Origin of the sequence: Pseudomonas sp. TWI923, from assembly GCF_039673365.1 — a bacterium.
GTDB lineage: Bacteria > Pseudomonadota > Gammaproteobacteria > Pseudomonadales > Pseudomonadaceae > Aquipseudomonas > Aquipseudomonas sichuanensis.
Map to the genome: position 1 here is coordinate 1 of NZ_JBDJLM010000089.1, position 19080 is coordinate 19080.

16 protein-coding genes are annotated in these 19080 nt (G+C 66.0%); 10 read left to right on the top strand and 6 right to left on the bottom strand.

Annotated elements, in window-relative coordinates; genetic code table 11:
* Positions 1-414: 414 nt before the first annotated feature.
* Genes ABE459_RS22930 through ABE459_RS22945 form a run of 4 tightly spaced genes read right to left on the bottom strand, consistent with a single transcriptional unit; the run spans position 415 to position 6338 of the window.
* Positions 415-2343 (bottom strand): heavy metal translocating P-type ATPase, encoded by a 1929-nt coding sequence (locus tag ABE459_RS22930; RefSeq protein ID WP_323831111.1) that lies wholly within the window; start codon positions 2341-2343, stop codon positions 415-417.
* Positions 2340-3359, bottom strand: a complete 1020-nt coding sequence (locus tag ABE459_RS22935) for a protease modulator HflK (RefSeq protein ID WP_323831112.1) — start codon at positions 3357-3359, stop codon at positions 2340-2342. Before ABE459_RS22935 ends, ABE459_RS22930 begins: the two co-directional genes overlap by 4 nt.
* Positions 3352-4362, bottom strand: coding sequence for a protease modulator HflC (locus tag ABE459_RS22940; protein WP_323831113.1), 1011 nt, complete (start codon positions 4360-4362; stop codon positions 3352-3354). Before ABE459_RS22940 ends, ABE459_RS22935 begins: the two co-directional genes overlap by 8 nt.
* Positions 4359-6338 (bottom strand): protease modulator HflK, encoded by a 1980-nt coding sequence (locus ABE459_RS22945; RefSeq protein WP_323831114.1) that lies wholly within the window; start codon positions 6336-6338, stop codon positions 4359-4361. Before ABE459_RS22945 ends, ABE459_RS22940 begins: the two co-directional genes overlap by 4 nt.
* Positions 6339-6618: 280 nt before the next feature.
* On the opposite strand from ABE459_RS22945, the gene ABE459_RS22950 reads away from it, so the two are divergent.
* Together ABE459_RS22950 and ABE459_RS22955 are read left to right on the top strand one after the other, a co-directional pair.
* On the top strand, positions 6619-7302 hold the full coding sequence (locus ABE459_RS22950) for a histidine phosphatase family protein (RefSeq protein WP_125464102.1): 684 nt from the start codon (positions 6619-6621) through the stop codon (positions 7300-7302).
* A 2-nt stretch (positions 7303-7304) separates the two neighbouring features.
* Positions 7305-8135 (top strand): phosphatase PAP2 family protein, encoded by an 831-nt coding sequence (locus tag ABE459_RS22955; RefSeq protein ID WP_323831115.1) that lies wholly within the window; start codon positions 7305-7307, stop codon positions 8133-8135.
* On the opposite strand, the gene ABE459_RS22960 is transcribed toward ABE459_RS22955, so the two are convergent.
* Entirely contained in the window at positions 8086-9099 is a 1014-nt protein-coding gene (locus ABE459_RS22960; RefSeq protein ID WP_110993800.1) for a transporter, read from the bottom strand. The two genes, ABE459_RS22955 and ABE459_RS22960, sit on opposite strands and share 50 nt — an antisense overlap.
* Positions 9100-9337: 238 nt before the next feature.
* Here ABE459_RS22960 and ABE459_RS22965 point away from each other — a divergent pair, with 238 nt between their 5' ends.
* The 3 genes from ABE459_RS22965 to ABE459_RS22975 all read left to right on the top strand — a co-directional run bounded on the left by ABE459_RS22965 (position 9338) and on the right by ABE459_RS22975 (position 13681).
* The gene (locus ABE459_RS22965) at positions 9338-11470 is read left to right on the top strand and encodes a TonB-dependent siderophore receptor (protein ID WP_258641634.1); all 2133 of its coding nucleotides are present in this window, start codon (positions 9338-9340) and stop codon (positions 11468-11470) included.
* Positions 11471-12059: 589 nt separating this feature from the next.
* Entirely contained in the window at positions 12060-12584 is a 525-nt protein-coding gene (locus tag ABE459_RS22970; protein ID WP_323831116.1) for a hypothetical protein, read from the top strand.
* Positions 12585-12712: 128 nt separating this feature from the next.
* The gene (locus tag ABE459_RS22975) at positions 12713-13681 is read left to right on the top strand and encodes a ribonuclease Z (RefSeq protein ID WP_258704217.1); all 969 of its coding nucleotides are present in this window, start codon (positions 12713-12715) and stop codon (positions 13679-13681) included.
* A gap of 20 nt (positions 13682-13701) precedes the next feature.
* On the opposite strand, the gene ppk2 is transcribed toward ABE459_RS22975, so the two are convergent.
* On the bottom strand, positions 13702-14520 hold the full coding sequence (gene ppk2 / locus ABE459_RS22980; protein WP_125464108.1) for a polyphosphate kinase 2: 819 nt from the start codon (positions 14518-14520) through the stop codon (positions 13702-13704).
* A 210-nt stretch (positions 14521-14730) separates the two neighbouring features.
* Here ppk2 and ABE459_RS22985 point away from each other — a divergent pair, with 210 nt between their 5' ends.
* The 5 genes from ABE459_RS22985 to ABE459_RS23005 all read left to right on the top strand — a co-directional run bounded on the left by ABE459_RS22985 (position 14731) and on the right by ABE459_RS23005 (position 18984).
* Positions 14731-15348: a hypothetical protein gene (locus tag ABE459_RS22985; RefSeq protein ID WP_346648144.1), complete on the top strand. Its 618-nt coding sequence runs from the start codon at positions 14731-14733 to the stop codon at positions 15346-15348.
* A 195-nt stretch (positions 15349-15543) separates the two neighbouring features.
* Positions 15544-15762, top strand: a complete 219-nt coding sequence (locus ABE459_RS22990) for a hypothetical protein (RefSeq protein WP_125858650.1) — start codon at positions 15544-15546, stop codon at positions 15760-15762.
* A gap of 878 nt (positions 15763-16640) precedes the next feature.
* Positions 16641-17945 carry an MFS transporter gene (locus ABE459_RS22995; protein ID WP_323831118.1) on the top strand — a complete coding sequence of 435 codons (1305 nt, stop codon included), beginning with the start codon at positions 16641-16643 and terminating at the stop codon, positions 17943-17945.
* Between the two features lie 111 nt (positions 17946-18056).
* Positions 18057-18380, top strand: coding sequence for a hypothetical protein (locus ABE459_RS23000; RefSeq protein WP_323831119.1), 324 nt, complete (start codon positions 18057-18059; stop codon positions 18378-18380).
* 49 nt (positions 18381-18429) lie between these two features.
* Positions 18430-18984: a YbhB/YbcL family Raf kinase inhibitor-like protein gene (locus tag ABE459_RS23005; protein ID WP_125464114.1), complete on the top strand. Its 555-nt coding sequence runs from the start codon at positions 18430-18432 to the stop codon at positions 18982-18984.
* Positions 18985-19080: the final 96 nt, after the last annotated feature.

Consider the following 19080-nt stretch of genomic DNA (forward strand, 5'->3'; position numbering starts at 1 on the left):
TCAATTTGCGATTTTGTACGGAGATCGGTTCATCAGGCCGACCTGGTGAAAATCAGGGCCTGCCTAGCGGCAGGCCATTACCGGCCCGAACACAAAAAAACTGACAGTCCCGATCGAGCGCCGCCCGCGCGGCGCATCGCTGGCAAGCCAGCTCCCACATCTGTTTCGGGCCAATGACTCCAGTGAAGGTACCGCTGCACGCCTTGGTGCATGTCTCAAGTCGGGTGAAGCGCCAGTGGTGCCCACCTCAATACCGCGTCGTACCAACAAGGCGGACAGCGATGAAGCCACAGGAGTGACTGGCCCGAAACAGATGTGGGAGCTGGCTTGCCAGCGATGCGCCGCGCGGGCGGCGCTCGATCTCGAAGGCGCTGCAAAACTACCGGCGAACACCTGGCGGCCTCCACCCAATCTTCACTCCACCCCCCTCTCGTCATACCGCAACAACCGCCCAGCATTCCCCAGCACCAACAAAGTACTGACGTTATGCAACACCGCCGCAATCATCGCCCCAGCCGCCCCCAACAACCCAAACGCGGCCGCCGCGATGATTCCCAGGGTCCAACCCAGCCCAATCAGCACATTCCATTGCAGGGTACGGCGGCACAAGCGGCTCAGCCGAATACAGGTACCCAGCCGGCGCAGGTCGGGATTGATCAGCACGATATCGGCCGCAGCCATGGCGATATCGCTGCCGCCCACGCCCATGGCCACACCGACCACGCCCGCCTTCAGCGCCAAAGAATCGTTGATGCCATCGCCCACCACCAGCGGCCGGAAACCGGCCTGCAGCTCCTGATTGACGTGCTTCAGCTTGTCATGCGGCAGCGCCTGGGCGACCACACTGCCGATCCCGGTTTGTGCAGCGACCGCATCGGCCACGCTCTGCCGGTCGCCGGTCAGCAGCAGTTGCCGCCCCAACCCCAACTCGCGCAGTTGCGTCATGGCCTCGGCGGCTTCGGCGCGCAGGTTGTCGGCCAGCAGCAGCCAGGCCACGAAGTGGCCATCCAGGGCCAACCCGGCAATCGGCCCGTCATGGGCCGGCACTGCGGGCATGGCGATACCCAGTTGCTGGAACAGCTCCGGGCGCCCCAACGCGGCGTCGCCATCGGCGGTGCGGGCCAATACGCCGAACCCCTGGCGTTCGCGCAGATCGCTCAGGGCCAGCAGCCGATCATGGCTGACCTGCCCGGCCAAGGCGCGGCTGACCGGGTGGCTGCTGGCGGTGCCGAGGCTCGCCGCCAGGCGTTTGACCTTATCCTCAGGCCACGCCGATGCACTGCACAGTATCCGCTGCAGATGCAGGCTGCCGTGGGTGAGCGTGCCGGTCTTGTCGATCACCAGCGAGGTCAGGTCGGCAAGCTCCTCAAGAAACGCCGAGCCGCGGATCAGGATGCCGTGCCGCGCGGCAACGGCAATCCCGGCCACGGCGGTGGCCGGCGCCGACAGCACCAGCGCACAGGGGCAGGCGGCCACCAGAACGGCGAGCATGGCCTGGGCATCGGCGGTGATGAACCAGGTGGCGGCGGCGATCAGCAATACCAGCAGCAGATAACGCCCGGCATAGCGCTCCAGCAAGCGGGTGATCGGTGGCTTGGCCTGCTCGGCGCGCTGCATCAGGGCGATGACCTTGCCCAGTGTGGAATCGTCGCCGACGCGGGTGACTTCGATGCGCAACAGGCCATCGAGGTTGATCGCACCACCATGCACCGCCTCGCCAGCCTGCACATCCTGAGGGACGCCCTCACCGGTGATCGGGGCGGTGTCCAGGCTGGCATGGCCCTCCAGCACCCGGCCATCGGCCGGTATCCTGTCGCCGGCACGCACTTCGACCTGATCGCCCGGCACCAGGCTGGCATTGTCGACCTCGCGAACCTGGCCATCGGCGCCGATCAGACGCGCCTGGCTGCGGGTCAGCCGCCCCAGGGCCTCGATCGCCTCTTGCGAGCCGAGCACGCTGCGCTCTTCCAGCACATGGCCGAAGATCATGATGACCGGCAGCAGCGCGGCAGTGGCCAGGTCTCCGGTGGCCCAGGCGCCGAGCATGGCCAGGCCGATCAGTTGGTCGGTGATGCCATGCAGGCTCGGCTGGCGCAGGCTGAACCAGGCCGAGCGCAGCACCGGCACCGCCACCAGCAGCGAGGCGCAGCCCAGCAGTAGCTGCGCCACGGTCTCCTGGGCCGGGGCCAGCCAACGCCAGGCCAGGCCCAACCCGAGCAGGCCGAGGGCGAGCATGGCCAGGGTCAGCTGGCGGGCGGCCTGGCGACGCTCGTCGCTGGACAACAGCCCTGCCGTTAGATGTACATGGCCATGGTGGTGATGGCCGTGGTGGTGAGTACTCATGGTTTCGGGCCTTCCAGGATCATGCGCCCGGCATCGCCGGGGTCGACGGTGGTCACGCTGCCCGCGTGGGACAGAATGGCGGGAACGCGCTCGCGGTACAGGCGCAGCAGCAGGTCCGGGCTCTGCTGACCGCCCAGGCCGACGATGGTCGCCGTGCTGGCCTGGGCGGCGGACACGCGCTCACGCCCCTCGGCCTCGGCCACCTGCAGGGTGTGGTCAGCAGCCTGGGTGGCCTGCTGCAACTGCCGCGCGGCGTCGTTGCGCGCGCTGGCGATCGCCTGCTCCGCCTGCTGGCTGGCGGTGAGCACGGCATTGAAGGCGTTAACAGCCGCCAAGGGCAGTGAGGACTGCACATCCACCCGCACCACCTCGATGCCCAGCTCGCCGCCGGCCGCCTTGAGCGCCTCCAGGCGCTGGTTGATGCCCTGCTGCAGGTCGCCCCGCAAGCGCTCACGGCGCTCGGCAACGCCGCTGTCGGCGCCGACCAGTTCGGGGCGTGCCACCAGGATCGCGTCCATGTCGCGAGAGGCGCAAACCTGCACCGCGCTGCGCTCGACCAGGCGCTCCAGCGCTGGCAGCACATGCTCGCCCTGACGGGTGAAGGCATAAGGCTCGTTGACTGTGTAGAACACCCGCACGTCCAGTTGCACCATGCCCGCGTCACCGCTGAGCAGGTAGCCCGAGCCCGCCGTGGCATCGCCGGCCAGCTTGCCGTCCAGGTCGGCCTTGCGCGCCTGTTCCGAGCGCAGCAGCAGCTCGATCCGGCGCTCGCTGACCCGGTCGGCCGACGGCAGCATCAGCACCTGTTCGAACGGCCGCGGCCAGGCCAGCAGCAAACCGGCGTTCTGGACCCGTGACTCGGCGCCCAGGCGCAGCACCACCGCACGGTTCTCCGGGCCGATTTCGCGAACATTGCCGAACAGCCAGCCCAGCGCCGCCAGCAGGGTGACCGCATACAGCGCGATAAAACCGACGCCGCCGGCCTGCAGCCAGGCGCTACCACGCGGGTTAGTCATGGGCATGCCCCGCCGGCAGTGCCGGGCCGTCCACCAGCACGCGGAACGGCGCCGCGTCGGTGCGCAGCACCAGGCGAGTGTTGGGCGTCACCAACGTGCCGAGGGTGTCGAGTGAGCGCAGCAGCCGGTACAGCTCAGGGGCACCGGCATAGGCCTTGGCGTAGGTCTGTGCCGCGTCGACCTGGGCCTGGGCCTGGATTTGCGCGGCCTTGACGCTGGCGTCGGCCTCGAGGATGCGGGCGTCGCGCTCGGCCGCCGAGCGAATTTCGGCCGCCTTGCGCTTGCCTTCGGCGGTGCGTTCGGTGGCGATGGTTTCGCGCTCGGCGCGCATGCGGTCGACGGTGGCCTCGAGGGTCACTTTGGGCAGGGTCAGCCGCTCGATGCCCACCTGCACCACCTTGATGCCGTAGGTGTGCGCCAGTTGGTCGGCAATCTGCTGCTGCAAACGCTGCTCGAAGGCATCGATGCGTACGCGGCTGGCGTCCACGTTCACCAGGTCGGCCAGCTCGAAGCCACTGGCGCTGGTTTCCAGTGCCGAGCCCACCAGGGTGCGGATCTGCCGCGCCGCTTCGTCGGGCTGGTTCTGCACGGCGCGCATGAAGCGCTGGATGCTCTGCGGGTCGGCCGCCACCTGCCAGGCGATATAGGCCTGCACGATGATCCGCAGGCCATCGCGGGTACCGACGTCCTGCAGGCCGCTGGAGGTGGTGCGCAGGCGCAGGTCGACCGGCACCGCCGCTTCGAACGGCACCGGCCAGCGCCAGGCAAGGCCCGGTTCCAGCAGCACCCGCGAGGGGTTGCCGAAACGGGTGATGACGGTGGCCTCGCCGACCCGGACCTGCACCAGGCTGGCAGTCGCGGCGAGCAGCAGCACCAGCAGCGCGGCGATCAACATTCGACGCCGGGCGGAGCCGACCGGCGCCTGGTCAGCAGGTGAATGGTCATGGTCATGATCATGGTCGCAGCCATGGTGGTCGTGGGCGGCATGGGTGCTCTGGCTCACTTGGCGTGCTCCTGGTTACGGCTACTGGAGGTTGATACCGCTGGGTCCACCGGCAGGGCATAGCTGCGCAGGTCCAGGGTCGGCGCCTGGGCTGCGCCCAGGCGGTGGTCAATGATCAGGCTGTGGGCACCGGCCAGCCCATGGCTCAGTCGGCTCAAGTACTGTTCCAGGACGAAGGCCTGGCCAGCGCCCGCCCAGGCCGCCCGTTCGGCATCGAACACCAGCGCCGCGGCCTGGGCCTTGGCGCGGGTTTCATGGGCGCCGGCACTGGCCGAGTCGGCGGCCAGGGCGGCGGCCTGGCGGGCCAGGCTGGCCTGCTGTGCGGCCTGGCCACGATCACGGGCGATCAAGGCATCGGCATTGATCTGCGCGGCCTGTACGCCGTGATAGGCATTGGCCGCACCGGCAGGCGGGTGGATCGCCTCGATCGCCGTGGCCAGGATCTCCACCCCGCTGTCGAGCCGATCGAGATCGGCCTGCACCGCCCTGCCGATATCCTGGCCCAGGGCTTCGCGCGCTTCGCCCAGCACGCCGTCGAGCGAGCGCCCGGCAAAGTCGTGTACCAGCACCCGGTTGGCGACGCTGCGCAGCAACTGCTCGATATCGCTGCTGTGGTAGGTGGCGGCCAGCGCCGCAGCGTCACTCAGGCCGATGCGATAGATGAAGCGCACGTCCATGTTGACGATCTGGAAGCTCTGCGCGCCGCCATCGCTGCCCGCGATCACCTGGGCGTTCTCGCTGACGTGGGTGGCATCCCACAAGCGGTTGGCGCCCACCGGCGCAGGCCCCTCGGCAGCGGCCAGGGGCTCGGCGGCGGCAGCGTCGCCGGTGCTGGCCAACTCGTGCAGCGTGCCGTTGTCCACTTGCATGACCTTGCCCAGCGGCCAGGGCAGCCCCAGGTGCAACCCAGGTTGATAGACCTGCACCGGGTTGCCGAAGCGTTCATACACGCCGCGCCCGTCCATGGGCACTTCGACGACCCCGGTGAGCAGCCAGCCGGCCAGGCCGACCAAAGCCAGCACCGGCAACAAGGCGCGACGCATGAAGCCGAAGGCCCAGATTTGCTGCAGGTCGATGCCCAGGCGCTGGTGCAACTCGCCCTGCAGGTAGGCCAGCGGTCGTGGTGGCCATTGCAACGCTCCGGCGACCAGGCTGCGCGCCATCCACTGTGGTTCGCGGCGTGGATGGCGCGGGCTGAACACCGCCAGGACGGCCCGCAACATCAACTCGATGGCCAGCAGGCCAGGCAGCAGGCCGATCAGCACCGCCAGGCGTGCCGGCCACAGCCGCTCGCCGTCGGCGAACGCCAGGCATGCAATAGACAGCACCAGCACAGCGATCAGCAGCCGCAACTGTGCCGCCAGCGCCGCAGCTTCGGGCCATGCATTGCCGTCGCTGCTGGCCAGATGGCGCTCGACGACTACCAGCCCGAAAGCCAGCAACGCCCATGTACCCACCGCCACCCAGCTCGCCTGGCTGGCCAGGGCGGCAGCCGGAAGATCGAGCCGCCAATGCGCCTGCACCAGCAGCAACGCCAGCAGTGCCAGGCCGAACAGCCACAGTGCGTCGCCGCCAATGCGCTGCAACTGCCTGAGGCACAGCGCACCCAGCCGCTCGAGCCAGCGCTCGTAGGGGCTGAGCAGTTCCGGGTCGCCCTCCTCCTGGCCGGCTTTGCGCCAGAACGCCAGCTGCGCGGAGGGCTGGCCGATGGCGGCGGCACGCCAGCCGGCAACGTCCCAGGCCGCCTGGCTGCTGGCGGCCACCAGCAACCAGGCGGCGGCATTGATGCTCAGCAAGGGCGCCCAATATGAAGCGGGCGCGAACAACCCGACGAAGAATGCCAGCCCGCCCAGCAAGACAGCCGCCACCGCCGCGCTGTAAACCAGCAGCCTCAGGCGGCGTGCCTGCGTGGGTGCTTGCTGGAAGCGCGCAATCCCCTGCAGGTCCAGGCCAGGGCTATCCAGGTTGACGCTCATGAAGACTCCAAAGACTCAAGGGTGCATGGCCGCAAGGTGGTCACCCGCCCGGCATGCTGTGGCAGATTCAAGGCATGGTTAATTTCGTTATGTTATAGCAACACCAGTGAAAAAATTGTGAGGAAATATTTCATCGATTTCATCGAGCAGAGCGCCCCTCGCATTTTTTTCACATCCGCCTCACCGTCTCCCGACATTCGCCTGCATAAAGTGCCGCCACTCGCGATGCCTGTGGCCCAGTGCCGCTGCATCCAACATTGCTCACCCTCGGAGTGACTGCATGCTGCAAGGCACCCTCGTCAAACCCTCATCCCTGAAGCCGCCCCGGCGCTTTCGGCTCTCCCCCAGGGCATTGCTTGCCGGTCTGTGCGTGGCGTTGACCCTGACTGCGGGCGTGTCTTTTGCCTCTCGCACCCAGGTACGCGACCTCGGCAGCGAGCGACAAATGAGCCGCAGCGGTACCTATGCAGCCTGGGCCAAGGGCTCGACCATCGTTCTGGTGCGTCACGCCGAACGATGCGACCGCTCCCATGCCGCCTGCCTGAGCGACCCCGCCGGCATCACCGAGGACGGCAGCCGCGCCGCTGTCGGTGTGGGCCTTGGGCTCGAGCGGCTGGGGCTGCAGGACAGCGATATCCTGGCCAGCCCCGAGGTGCGTACGCGGCAGACGGCAGGCTTCATGTTCGGTAAGAACATCACCACCCAGGACTGGCTGGCTCGTTGCGATGCGACCTTCGCCAGCGCGGTGTTCGACCACAAGCGGCCCGGCCATAACCTGGTGCTGGTGACCCACAGTGGCTGCATCGACCAGCTCGAGCGGCAACTGGGCGTAGCTGGCGGCGAACGCAGCAGCGGTTATGCAAGTGCCTTGTTCCTGTCCCTCGACAGTGCCGGCAAACCACAGCTTCTTGGCCAGATGAACGCCACCCAGTGGCGCAACCTGGCCCCTGGCAAAGGGGTGTGACCATGCAGCTTTCCATGCGCACGCGCTTCTACCTCAACAACCTGGCCTTCCCCCTGTTGCTGGCGGTGCTGGTGTTCGTGCTGTTCGACCTGACCGAGCTGGACCGCTGGATCAGCAACCTGCTGCTGGATGCCAACGGGCAGTTCGTCTTCGCGCACAACGCGCTGTTCGAGAAACTCACCCACAAGTGGCCGCGAATCCTGCCGGACTGGACGGGTGAACTGGCGGTGATCGGGGTGCTGCTGTCGCTGCTGTGGCCGCTGGCCTCGCGCTCGGCCCGTGCCACCGGCTTGCTGGAGGCGGTGCGCATCGCCCCGGTGATGCGCTGGAGCACCCGCTATCGCCGCGACCTGTGGTTCGTGGTGGTCGCGTTCGGCCTGTGCACCATGGTCATCCACTACCTCAAGAGCCACACCGGGGTGTACTGCCCGGTGGAAACCACGCTGTATGGCGGCACCGAGGCGCGCTACGAATGGTTCGACCAGTTCAACGGGCTCGACCACGCCGGCCCCGGCCGTTGCTGGCCCGGCGGGCACGCCTCCAGCGGCTTCACCCTGCTGGCGCTGTACTTCATCGCCCTGCGCCATCGCTGGGTGCATGCGCGCAAGTTGCTGGTGGCGATCCTGCTGGTGGGCATGTTCTACGGCACCACCCGGGTGCTGCAGGGCTGGCACTACATGTCACATACCTTCTGGGCCGGCATTTTCGTCTGGCTGACCAGTTGGAGCACCGCGCTGCTGTTCTATGGCCGCCCGGCCTTGCAGGCAGCCCCGCAGGCAAGGCTCAGTAATCGCCCCGCTTGCGAAACGCCCAGCGCCCTGCAATCAACGTAAAGGTCACCACCAGTGCCACCAGCACCCAGAAGCCGTGGGGGTCGTCCGACAGCGGCACGCCCCCGACGTTCATGCCGAAAAAGCCGGCGATGATATTGATCGGCAGTGCTAGCACGGTGACCACGGTAAGGGTGAACAGGGTGCGGTTGTTCTCTTCGGTGAGCTTGGCGGCAATCTCTTCCTGCAGCAGCTTTATCCGCTCGACCAGGCTGGTGAGGTCGCTGATGATCACCGAAAACTCTTCAGTAGAGGCCCGCAACTGGCGGATATCCTCTTCGTGCAACCATTCGGGCGGGCGGTTCAGCAGCCGCAGCAGCGAGCCCGGCTCTAGTGCCAGCAGGCGCTGCAGGCGTACCAGCACGCGGCGCAGGCTGCCCAGCTCGGCGCGGTTGTCGCTCAGGCGCAGCGACAGCAACTGGTCCTCGATGCGGTCGATCTTCAAGGTGGTTTCGCGCAGCACCCGGGTCAGCAGGTCGCCTTGATCGCGCACCAGGTGCACCAGCAACTCCACCGTCGAACCGAAACCCTCGCCGCGCTTTACCGATGAGCGCAGCTCGTCCACCGAGTGCAGCGGCTGCAACCGCGCGCTGACCAGCAAGCGGCTGCGTGCACAGGCCCACAGTGTGGAAACGTCGGACGACATCACGCCATAGCTGAACACCAGGTCGTTGACCACCGCCAGCAAGGCACTGTCGGTGTGCTCGATACGCGTGGAGCGCGACCCTTCGCGCAGGGTTTCGAAAAAGGTTTCGGGTAGGTCCAGGTGGCTCTTCATCCAACGCTCGCAGGCGGCGTGGGCAAGGTTCAGGTGCAGCCAGAGGAACTGCTCGTCGGCTGGTGCCTGCAGATGTACCAGCGCCTGTGCCGAGTCGATCTCGCGACCGGGCTGGCCCGGGCGGAACAGGTACGCATAGAGCAAGCCGTGCAGGTCGGTTTCGGGGTTTTGCGGATTGGCGGGGAGCATGCGGCGGAGCGACCTCGGCGAGTCCCGATTCAGAGAGGGTCATATTAGGTAACGTCACATGACAGTCACGTGACGTTTTCGCTGAAGGCCTCGGCTGTTGCAGCCGACGCCCATGGACCTGGCACGCTCGTCACAACTGGCATTCGGTATGCCAAAATTTCTGGTAATGGGAATTGTTACCAGATAATATCGCGACGCTTTAACACCCCTCCCGTGCCCCTTTCCAGGACCTGAACCCATGCGTTACAGGATTGTGTCGCTGTGCCTGCTCCACGCCGCTCCGATGTTCAGCTGGGCCGCTCCAGCGCCGCTCGAAACCAGCACCGGCATTCAGCTTGAAGCCGTGAACATCAATGCCGATGCCGCCGACTACGAGCGGGCCGACGGCCCGGTCGAAGGTTACCGCGCCACCCGTTCGGCCAGCGCAACCCGCACCGACACTGCCCTGCACGAAACCCCACAGTCGGTCAGCGTGGTGCCCAAGGATGTGTTGGAAGACACCGGCGCCACCCGCCTGCAGGACGCCCTCGACTACGCCGGCGGCATTGGCCGGGCCAACAACTTCGGCGGCCAGGGCCTGACCACCTTCACCGTGCGCGGCTTCACCACGGGAGAGTTCTACCGCAACGGCTTCCCGATCAACCGCGGCTACCCCAACGCCCCGGACGCCAACACCGTCGAACGCCTGGAAGTGCTGCGCGGCCCCGCCACTGCCCTGTACGGCCGTGGCGACCCCGGCGGCACCTTCAACGTGGTCAGCAAGCAACCCTTGCCCGAATCCAAGGTCACCCTGGGCAGCCAGTTCGACGACCAAGGCATGCACCGCGCAACCCTCGACGCCACCGGCCCGTTGAGCCAGGACGGCAGCCTGGCCTACCGCCTGAATGTGCTTGGCGAGGGCGGCGAGAGCTTCCGTGACGACGTCCAGAGCGAGCGTTACGACGTCGCCCCGGTACTCAGCTGGCAGGTCAACGACAGCACCAAAATCGTCTTCGAAGGCGATTTCATGCGTAACAACCACCCTCTCGACCGTGGCCTGACCCGCTACGGCACCCAGACCGGCAGCGCTTCGCGCGACACCTACATCTGGGAAAAAGGCAGCGACAACCTGTTGCACAACGACAACAACATGGCCCAACTGCGCTTCGAGCACCTGCTCAACGACAACTGGACCCTGGCCGGCGGCATGCAGTGGCTCGACGGCACCCTGCAGGGCAACGCCGTGGAAGCCAACAAGGCACCGGCCGACGGCCACACCCTGCAGCGCAACTTCAACTACCGCAAGCTGGAGTGGACCGACCGTGACTACCAGCTCAACCTCACCGGCCACTTCGACACCGGCGCGTTCAGCCACACCCTGCTGACCGGCATCGAGTACGAAGACTATGACTACCGCTCGATCATCCAGCGTTCGTCGGCCACCGACGGCACCTACCCGATCGATATCTACCACCCGGTGCTGGGCCAGCCGCGCCCTGCCCTGACCCGCACCACCACCCATGACCAGGAAAACCTCAAGACCTGGGCCTGGTTCGTCCAGGACCAGGTGGCCCTGACCGAGCGCCTGAAGGCACTGGCGGGTGTGCGCCTGGAGCGATTCGAGCATGACTACGACAATTACCTGCCGGGCGCCAAGGGCTGGCAGGCGGCCGACAATGCCGTCACCCCGCGTTTCGGCCTGCTCTACGACCTGACCGACACCGTTGCCGTCTACGCCAACACGGCGCGTTCGTTCAAGCCCAATACCGGTGCCAGCCGCCAGGGCGATGGCTTCGATCCGGAGAAAGGCAAGTCGTACGAACTGGGGATGAAGTGGGAGGCATTGGAGCGCCAGTTGAGCGTCGATGCAGCGATCTACCACATCGTCAAGGAGAACGTGCTGACCCGCGACCCGGCCGACCCCAACTACAGCCTGGCCGCCGGCGAAGTGCGCAGCCGCGGCCTGGACCTCAACGTGGCCGGCAACATCACCCCTGAGTGGCGGGTGATCGGCGGTTATGCCTACGTCGATGCCGAAGTGACCAAGGACAACCGCTTGCCCAGCGGCACGCGCCTGGCCAACATCCCGCGCAACAGTTTCAGCCTGCTCAATACCTATGAATTCCAGGACGGCCTGGCCAAAGGACTGGGGCTTGGCGTGGGGCTCAAGTATGTTGATGACCGCAACGGGCAGACCGAGGCGGTGACCTACACCATGGAGCAGTACAGCGTGGTTGACCTGCTCAGTTACTACAAGGTCAACGAGCATGTGCGCCTGAATTTGGATGTGAAGAACGTGTTCAACAAGGGGTATGACGAAGGGGCGTTCAATACCTATGCGTATCCTGGTGCGCCGCGGACGGTGCAGGCTGGGGTTGCGTACACCTTCTAAAGGCTTTGCGGTTGGGCGTGCAGGTGTCCGCCGCAAGAGTTGCAGCGCCTATCAGATCGAGCGCCGCCCGCGCGGCGCATCGCTGGCAAGCCAGCTCCCACATCTGTTTCGGGCCAGTCACTCCTGTGATTTCACCACTGTCCGCCTTGTTGGTTCGACTCGGTATTGAGGTGGGCATCACAGGCGTCTCGCCCGGCTTGAGACATGCACCAAGGCGGGCAGCGGTACCCTCACAGGCATAATTGGCCCGAAACAAATGTGGGAGCTGGCTTGCCAGCGATGCGCCGCGCGGGCGGCGCTCGATCTTGAGAGCGCTGCAAGACTGTCGCCAAGCACCTGCCGGCCCCCACTGGGTATCAGTCAGAAACCCTCGAAACACCGCCCCTGACAACCGGTACTTGTAACTTCGTATTACAAACTACGCTCAACTATCAAAGCGGCAATCGCCGCGCCACGGGCCATCGGCCTTCGAAGGATCGTGCTCCAGGACCCTGCCAGAAGACTGGCGGGCCGCCACCCCGGCGGTCGAGGTCCACCGGCTGTGGCCTTCCCTGCAAGCAAACGCAGGCAATGCTGAGCGGAGATCACTATGCAGTTGAAAAAAATCGTGTGGATGCTGGCCATCGGCGGCGTGCTCTCGGCATCGTCCGTGCTGCTGCCGGACAACCTGGGCGCATTTTCAAGCGCCATGGCGAAGGACGGTGGTGGCGGAGGCGGAGGTGGTGGCGGCCATGGCGGGGGGGGTGGCGGTGGAGGCCATGGAGGTGGCGGTGGCGGAGGCGGCCACGGCGGAGGGGGTAGCGGCGGCGGTGGGCATGGCGGCAGTGGCGGTGGCCACGGCAGCGGTAATGGCGGTGGCAGCGGTGGCTCAGGCCATGGCGGCTCGGCAGGCGGCCATGGCGCCGACGATGGCGGTAACCACGACGCCGGAGGCCTGCACGGTGTCGGCCACGGTGCCGATGACGGCGCCAACCATGACGCCGGAGGCCTGCACGGTGTCGGCCATGGCGCCGATGACGGTGCCAACCATGATGCCGGCGAAGCTCACGGTGTCGGCCACGGTGCCGATGACGGCGCCAATCACGATGTCGGTGACGACCGCGGCGGCACCTGACGCCTGGCACTATCCGCACAGGTGCCTGTACGGCACCTGTGCGGCTTCTCCCGCCACGCCTGGCATGCTAGCCTCCCCGCGCCCCGCGCCTGCGGGGTAGGAAAGCCGTCATGTCAAGGAGTCAGGCAATGGACCTGCAGTTTCTGGGCACCTCCTCCGGTGTGCCCACCAAGGCCCGCAACGTCAGCGCCACCGCTGTCATCGAATCCACCGGCCACGGTTGGTATCTGGTCGATTGCGGCGAGGGTACCCAGCACCAGTTGCTGCACAGCCCGCTTTCCATGCGGGACCTGCGCGGGATTTTCATCACCCACGTGCATGGCGACCACTGCTTCGGCCTGCCCGGGCTGCTGGCCAGCGCCGGCATGAGCGGGCGCCAGGAGCCATTGCCGCTGGTCCTGCCCGACGCCCTGCTTGGCTGGGTGCGCCAGAGCCTGGCGGTGAGCGAGACCTTCCTGCCGTTCGAATTGCAGCTGCAGGCGCTGGAAACCTTCAAAGGCTTCAGCGCCGGCAATGTCGAGGTGAGCACGATCGAGCTGTCGCACCGCGTGCCCTCCTGGGGCTACGTGTTCGATGAGCGCGACCCCGCACCGCGGCTGGATACCGCCCGCCTGAAGGCCGACGGTATCCCGGCCGGGCCGCTATGGGGGCAACTGGCCCATGGCCTGGCCGTCACCCATGAGGGCCGCACCCTCGAGCCCCGTGATTACCTACAACCCACGCGCCCCCCGCAACGGATCATCGTCTGCGGCGACAACGACCGCCCCGAGCTGCTTGCCGAACTGGCCCAGGACGTCGATGTGCTGGTACACGAAGCCACCTTCACCCAGCCGGTGGTCGAGCGCAGCCAGACCACCTTCGGCCACAGCACGGCAGCGCAGGTGGCGCGTTTTGCCGAGGCTGCGGGTGTGAAGAACCTGGTGCTGACCCACTTCAGTGCCCGTTACCAGCCCACGGCCAACGGCCGTGGCAACTCGATCGCAGAAGTGCGCGAGGAAGCAATGGCGCACTACAGCGGCCATCTGACCCTAGCGCAGGACCTGCAGCGCTACCACTTGGGGCGTGACGGGAGGCTCGAAGCGCTGGACAAGGCCTGAGGCCAGCCCAGGCCCGCGCTTCAGTAGCGCTCGCCGACCATCTTGAACGGGTACGGCTGCGACTTGTACTTGCCGATCTTGCCGCGCTTGGGCAGCTCGATCTTCTGCTTGTGGCTGAGGTCCTTGTACGGGACCTGCTGCAGCAGGTGACTGATGATGTTCAGTCGCGCCTTGCGCTTGTCCTCGGAGCGGGCCATGAACCACGGTGCCCAGGACGAGTCGGAGGCGGCGAACATGTCGTCGCGGGCGCGGGTGTAGTCGTCCCAACGGTTGTACGACTTCAGGTCCATGGGTGACAGCTTCCACAGCTTGCGGCCGTCGTCGATGCGGTCCTGCAGGCGGCGGGTCTGCTCTTCGGCGCTGACCTCCAGCCAGTACTTGAGCAGGATGATCCCCGACTCGACCATCATCCGCTCGAACATCGGCACCACGGTCAAAAACTTATGTGACTGCTCATCCGTGCAAAAGCCCATTACCCGCTCGACACCGGCGCGGTTGTACCAGCTGCGGTCGAAGATCACCACTTCACCGGCGGCCGGCAAATGGGTGAGGTAGCGCTGAGCGTAGATCTGGGTCTTCTCGCGTTCGGTCGGCGCCGGCAGCGCCACTACGCGGAACACCCGAGGGCTGACGCGCTCGGTGATGGCCTTGATGGTGCCGCCCTTGCCGGCGCCATCGCGGCCTTCGAAGATGATGCACACCTTGAGGCCCTTCTCCACCACCCACTGCTGCAGTTTGACCAGCTCCACGTGCAGCTTCTTCAGTTCGCTCTCATAGTCTTTGCGCCCGAGTTTTCCGGCGTCATTACCTTTGTTTTTCTTGCCCGCAACCTTGGCCATCGTCTGCTCCCCTGTGCCAACCGCTGAATGCCGCGGCGCTGCCGTGGCGGATCAGAGCAGTATGGATGAGCCTCGGCGAATTGCCGGGCGGGCTGCCGGCATGTCCACTTGCCACGATTGCGGCCGCTCTGGCCCGCGGGTTTTAATCCTTTCGCCGCCGGCCTGGGCCGGCGCTCGACCTGCATTTTGGCAATTCAAGGAAGCCCCACGATGGACAGGAAGCTCGTACCGCTGGCCCTGCTGGCGACCCTGCTCGGCTGCTCGGACGACCGGCAAGCCACCGAGGCCGGCCTGCGTCAAGCCGCGCAAACCTGGCTCGACAGCCAGTACCCGCATTGTTTCGTGATCAGCAGCTTCCCTACCCGCACCCGCGATTTCGACGTCGACGGCAACAACAAAGCGTTGCATGCCCTGGCTCAGGTCGGTGTGGTCAGCGAGAAAGAGATTGCCCGCACTGAAGTGCCTGCCCGCCTGTGGCAACCGGCACGCACCGACATCTATTACGCCTACGCGCTGACCGATGAAGGCCGCAAGTACTTCAAGGCCGACGCAGGTGACAGCAAGGTCGGCGGGTTGTGCTTCGGCAAGGCCCAGGTCACCACCATCGAGCAGTTCACTGAGCCGACCGAACAGGCTGGCAGGACGGTATCGAGGGTGACCTACCGCTACAGGGTCAGCGAGCTTCCTGAATGGGCTGGCGATGCGTCGGTGCAAGCCAGCGTGAAAGGCCTGGGCAAGGCGTTCAACAGCAGTCGCCAGCCGCTTGAGGCAACTGCCAGCATGGCTTTGACCGAGCAAGGCTGGGTGCAACAGCAGTTGCCCAATTGAGGGCCGCTGCGCAGCCCTTTCGCGGCACAAGGCCGCTCCTACAGGGGAATGCGGTCGCCTGTAGGAGCGGCCTTGTGCCGCGAACGACCGCGCACTTGAGCCTTGTGTTAATCCTGAGAAAATCCACAGTCGCCATCCTTGCCCCGCCCCGGCCGCTGCGCGGCCGGTTTTCCGGTTCAACGATGGAGTCACACCATGAAATCCCTGTCTTTCGCCCTCGCCCTGCTGGCCGCGACCTCGGCCACTTCAGCCTTCGCCGAAGGCGGCGCCGAGCGTCTGCAAGCGCGCAACGAGCAGTTGGCGCAACAACGTCAGCAGCAGGCCGAGGCAGTCGCCAAGCGCGATGCCCATGTCCAGTCGCAGGCGCAAGCGCCGCGCCAGGGCGATGCACTCAATAGCAAGCCTTGCAGCTGATGCCCGCGAGGGCCGCCTACGAACGCTGACTTCCCAGGGTCAACAATGTGATGCCCAAGCGCCTACCTTGGGATCGCATGTGGGTCACCAGGTGCATGGCGATAGATGTACTGCGCCCTCAAGATCGAGCGCCGCCCGCGCGGCGCATCGCTGGCAAGCCAGCTCCCACAGTTTGTTCCGGGCCAATTATTCCTGTGAAAGTACCGCTGCCCACCTTGGCGCATGCCTCAAGTCAGGTGAGACGCCAGTGGTGCCCACCTTGATACCGCGTCGTACCAACAAGGCGGACAGTGAAGAACTTGCAGAAGTGACTGGCCCGGAACAGATGTGGGAGCTGGCTTGCCAGCGATGCGCCGCGCGGGCGGCGCTCGATCTCATAGGCGCTGTAGCCCTGCCGACGAACACCTCAGGGTCCACCAGAGATCGCATCGGGCCCTCCAGCTGCTCGCCTTGGTTTCATCGGCGGGGCGAAAATCGAGCGCGATCATCCATAGTTAAAGTAAATTCTAGAAAAATTATTTGTTTAAATTCATATAGTTAAAAATCATTTTTAATTCTATTTGTCCAATATGCTTTCTGAGCCAGGCACGTACTGCGCACATACCCGTACGCCTGCGGCCTCTCGTCGCAGCCAACGCCCTCTTGGCAAATCCGCCACAGCCCGTAAAATCCCGCCTCCTTTTCGCCCGTCGCCCATTCGGTGGCAACCGCCCGCAAGGACAGCGTCCGCGCCTCTCGCCACATCGCGCATGTGCCACAGGCTCAACCGCCCCCGCCCGGCCTCCCCTTGAGGTCCAGCGGTTGACCCTTGCCCAGGTCGCATTCCGTGCACGCAGCGCAAAAGGCGCAGCTTGGCTTATTCCAACCTTGAGGTACGTATGTCTCCGCGTTTGCTGGCGATGGCGCTGGCACCCCTGCTCGGCCTGTTCATCATTGCCCTGGGCAATGGCTTCATGTCTTCCCTGACCACCCTGCGCCTGGACGCCGCCGGCGAATCGGCGACCACCATTGGCGTGGTGTCCTCGGCCTACTTCATCGGCCTGACCCTCGGCGCAATCGTCAACGACCGGTTGATCCTGCGCATCGGCCATATCCGCGCCTACAGCAGCTTCGCCGCGCTGATCGGCGCGACCATCCTGTTGCAGGGCCTGTTCTACGACACCACCTGGTGGTCGATCCTGCGCCTGCTCAACGGCTGGGCTGCGGTGGGGGTATTCCTGGTGATCGAAAGCTGGCTGCTGCTTGCCGGCGACGCCAAGATCCGTGGCCGCCTGCTGGCGCTGTACATGATCGCCTTCTATGGCGCCGGGGTGATCGCCCAGGCGGCCCTGGGCGAGATCACCAGTTGGGGCGAAACCGCGCCGTTCATGCTGGCCGGCATGCTCGCCACCCTGTCGGTGCTGCCGATCGTGATTCTGCCGCGGGTGTCACCGCTGCTCGACCAGGTCGAGCCGCTCAAGCCACGCCAGCTGCTGGGCGTGGCGCCTACCGGGTTGGTCGGTTGCTTCGGCTCCGGCGTGGCGATTGCCGGCATCTATGCCCTGCTGCCGTTGTACCTGCAGCGGGTCGGGCTGGACGTGGGCGAGGTCGGCGAAATGATGGCCTGGGTGATTCTCGGCGCCATGTTGCTGCAATACCCGGTGGGGCGCTGGTCCGACCGCAAGGACCGCCAGGATGTACTGATCGCCCTGGCGGCGATGTGCACCGTGCTGTCGCTGCTGATCGTGGTGCTGCCGGTGGACACCGTGCTGCTGCCCGCCCTGCTGTTCCTGCTCGGTGGCGGGGTGTTCGCGCTGTACCCGGTGGCGGTCAGCAGCGCTGCCGACCGCGCGCCGGCCGATGCCCTGGTGCCGATGATCCAGGGCCTGCTGCTAATCAACTCGCTGGGCTCGGCCATGGCGCCGCTGACCATTTCGCCGATGATGACCTCGTACGGCGAAGTCGGGCTGTTCTGGGCATTCGCCGCAATCAACCTGGCGATGGTCGGCTTCTTCCTCTGGCGCCGCGGCAAGCGTCCGAAACCTGAGCACCCGGCGCCGTTCACGGCGGCCACCACCTTCTCGCCAACCGGCGCCGAACTGCGGGTGACCGAGGACCTGATGCATGCCGCCCAGGAGCACCCGACGCTGGACGCGCTCAACAGCGCGGCTGCGCCTCATCAGGCACGCAGCGAAAGCCACTGATGCAACCGGGGCCGCCTGCGGCCCCTTGGTTTGCCGCCCGTCGCCCGGCGGGCACCCTGGCTGCGTTTGGGCGGCCGAATCCATGACAGTTCATCCGACAGGAGACTCACCATGGATCGCGTAAGCCCGCTCGCCCTGCTCTTCGCCGTTACGCTGGGCATCGCATCGACCAGCAGCTATGCAGCATCCGACCCTTACACCAGCCAGCCGCAGACCAACGAAAGCACTAAAGGTGATCAGCCCAGAGGCGCCACGGCCGGTGATGGCAGCAGTGTCAACAACCCCGGTGGCGGCAAGGGCAACGACAGCAGCGACACCGGTACCAACGCCGATGCGGCCGACGGTGCTGCCGGTGGTTCGAACAGTACCGGCGAGGCTACCGGCAGCGGTGCCGGACACACCGGCGGTACCGCCGAGGACCAGGACAGCCATTGATAGGCCTTGGCTACACTGCTGAACGACGCCCCTGCCCTGGAGACCTGGCATGAACCTCAGGTACTGGTTGCTGCTTGCCTTGCTGCCCACGGGGGCATTCGCCGCCTCGGTCAACTACAGCCCCGCCCTGGACATAAGTTCGGCGTCGTTCACCGACGGTGGGGTGATCGCGCTGCAGCAGGTGGGCGCGGACCCTGCCTGTGGCAGTGGCGAGGAAAAGTCACCGCAGGTGAGCTGGACCAACCTGCCGCAGGGCACCCGCTCGCTGGTACTGGTGATGTTCGACCCCGATGGTGGCAAGGGGCTGGGGGTGGTGCACTGGCTGGCCTACAACATCGACCCGGCGTCCGGTGGCCTGGAGGAAGGTGCTGGCGGCCAGAGCAGCCCGGTGGCCGCGCTGGGCCTCAACTCCCGTGGTGCCATGGCCTATCGCGGGCCTTGCCCACCGGCGGGCGACAATCCCCATCACTATGTACTGACCCTGATCGCCACTGATCTTGCCCCTGGCAGCCTGCCCGGGGAGCTGAACCATCGAGGGTTGCTGAAGGCGCTGCAGGGGCATGCACTGGGGGCGCAGAGCCTGGTGGGGCGTTACGGGCATTGATCTGACGCAGCCATCGCGGGGCAAACCCGCGACCACGGAGTGCGGGGGAGCGGGCTGGCCCCGCGGGGGCCCGCCCCCAACCGCCCAATCAGCGCC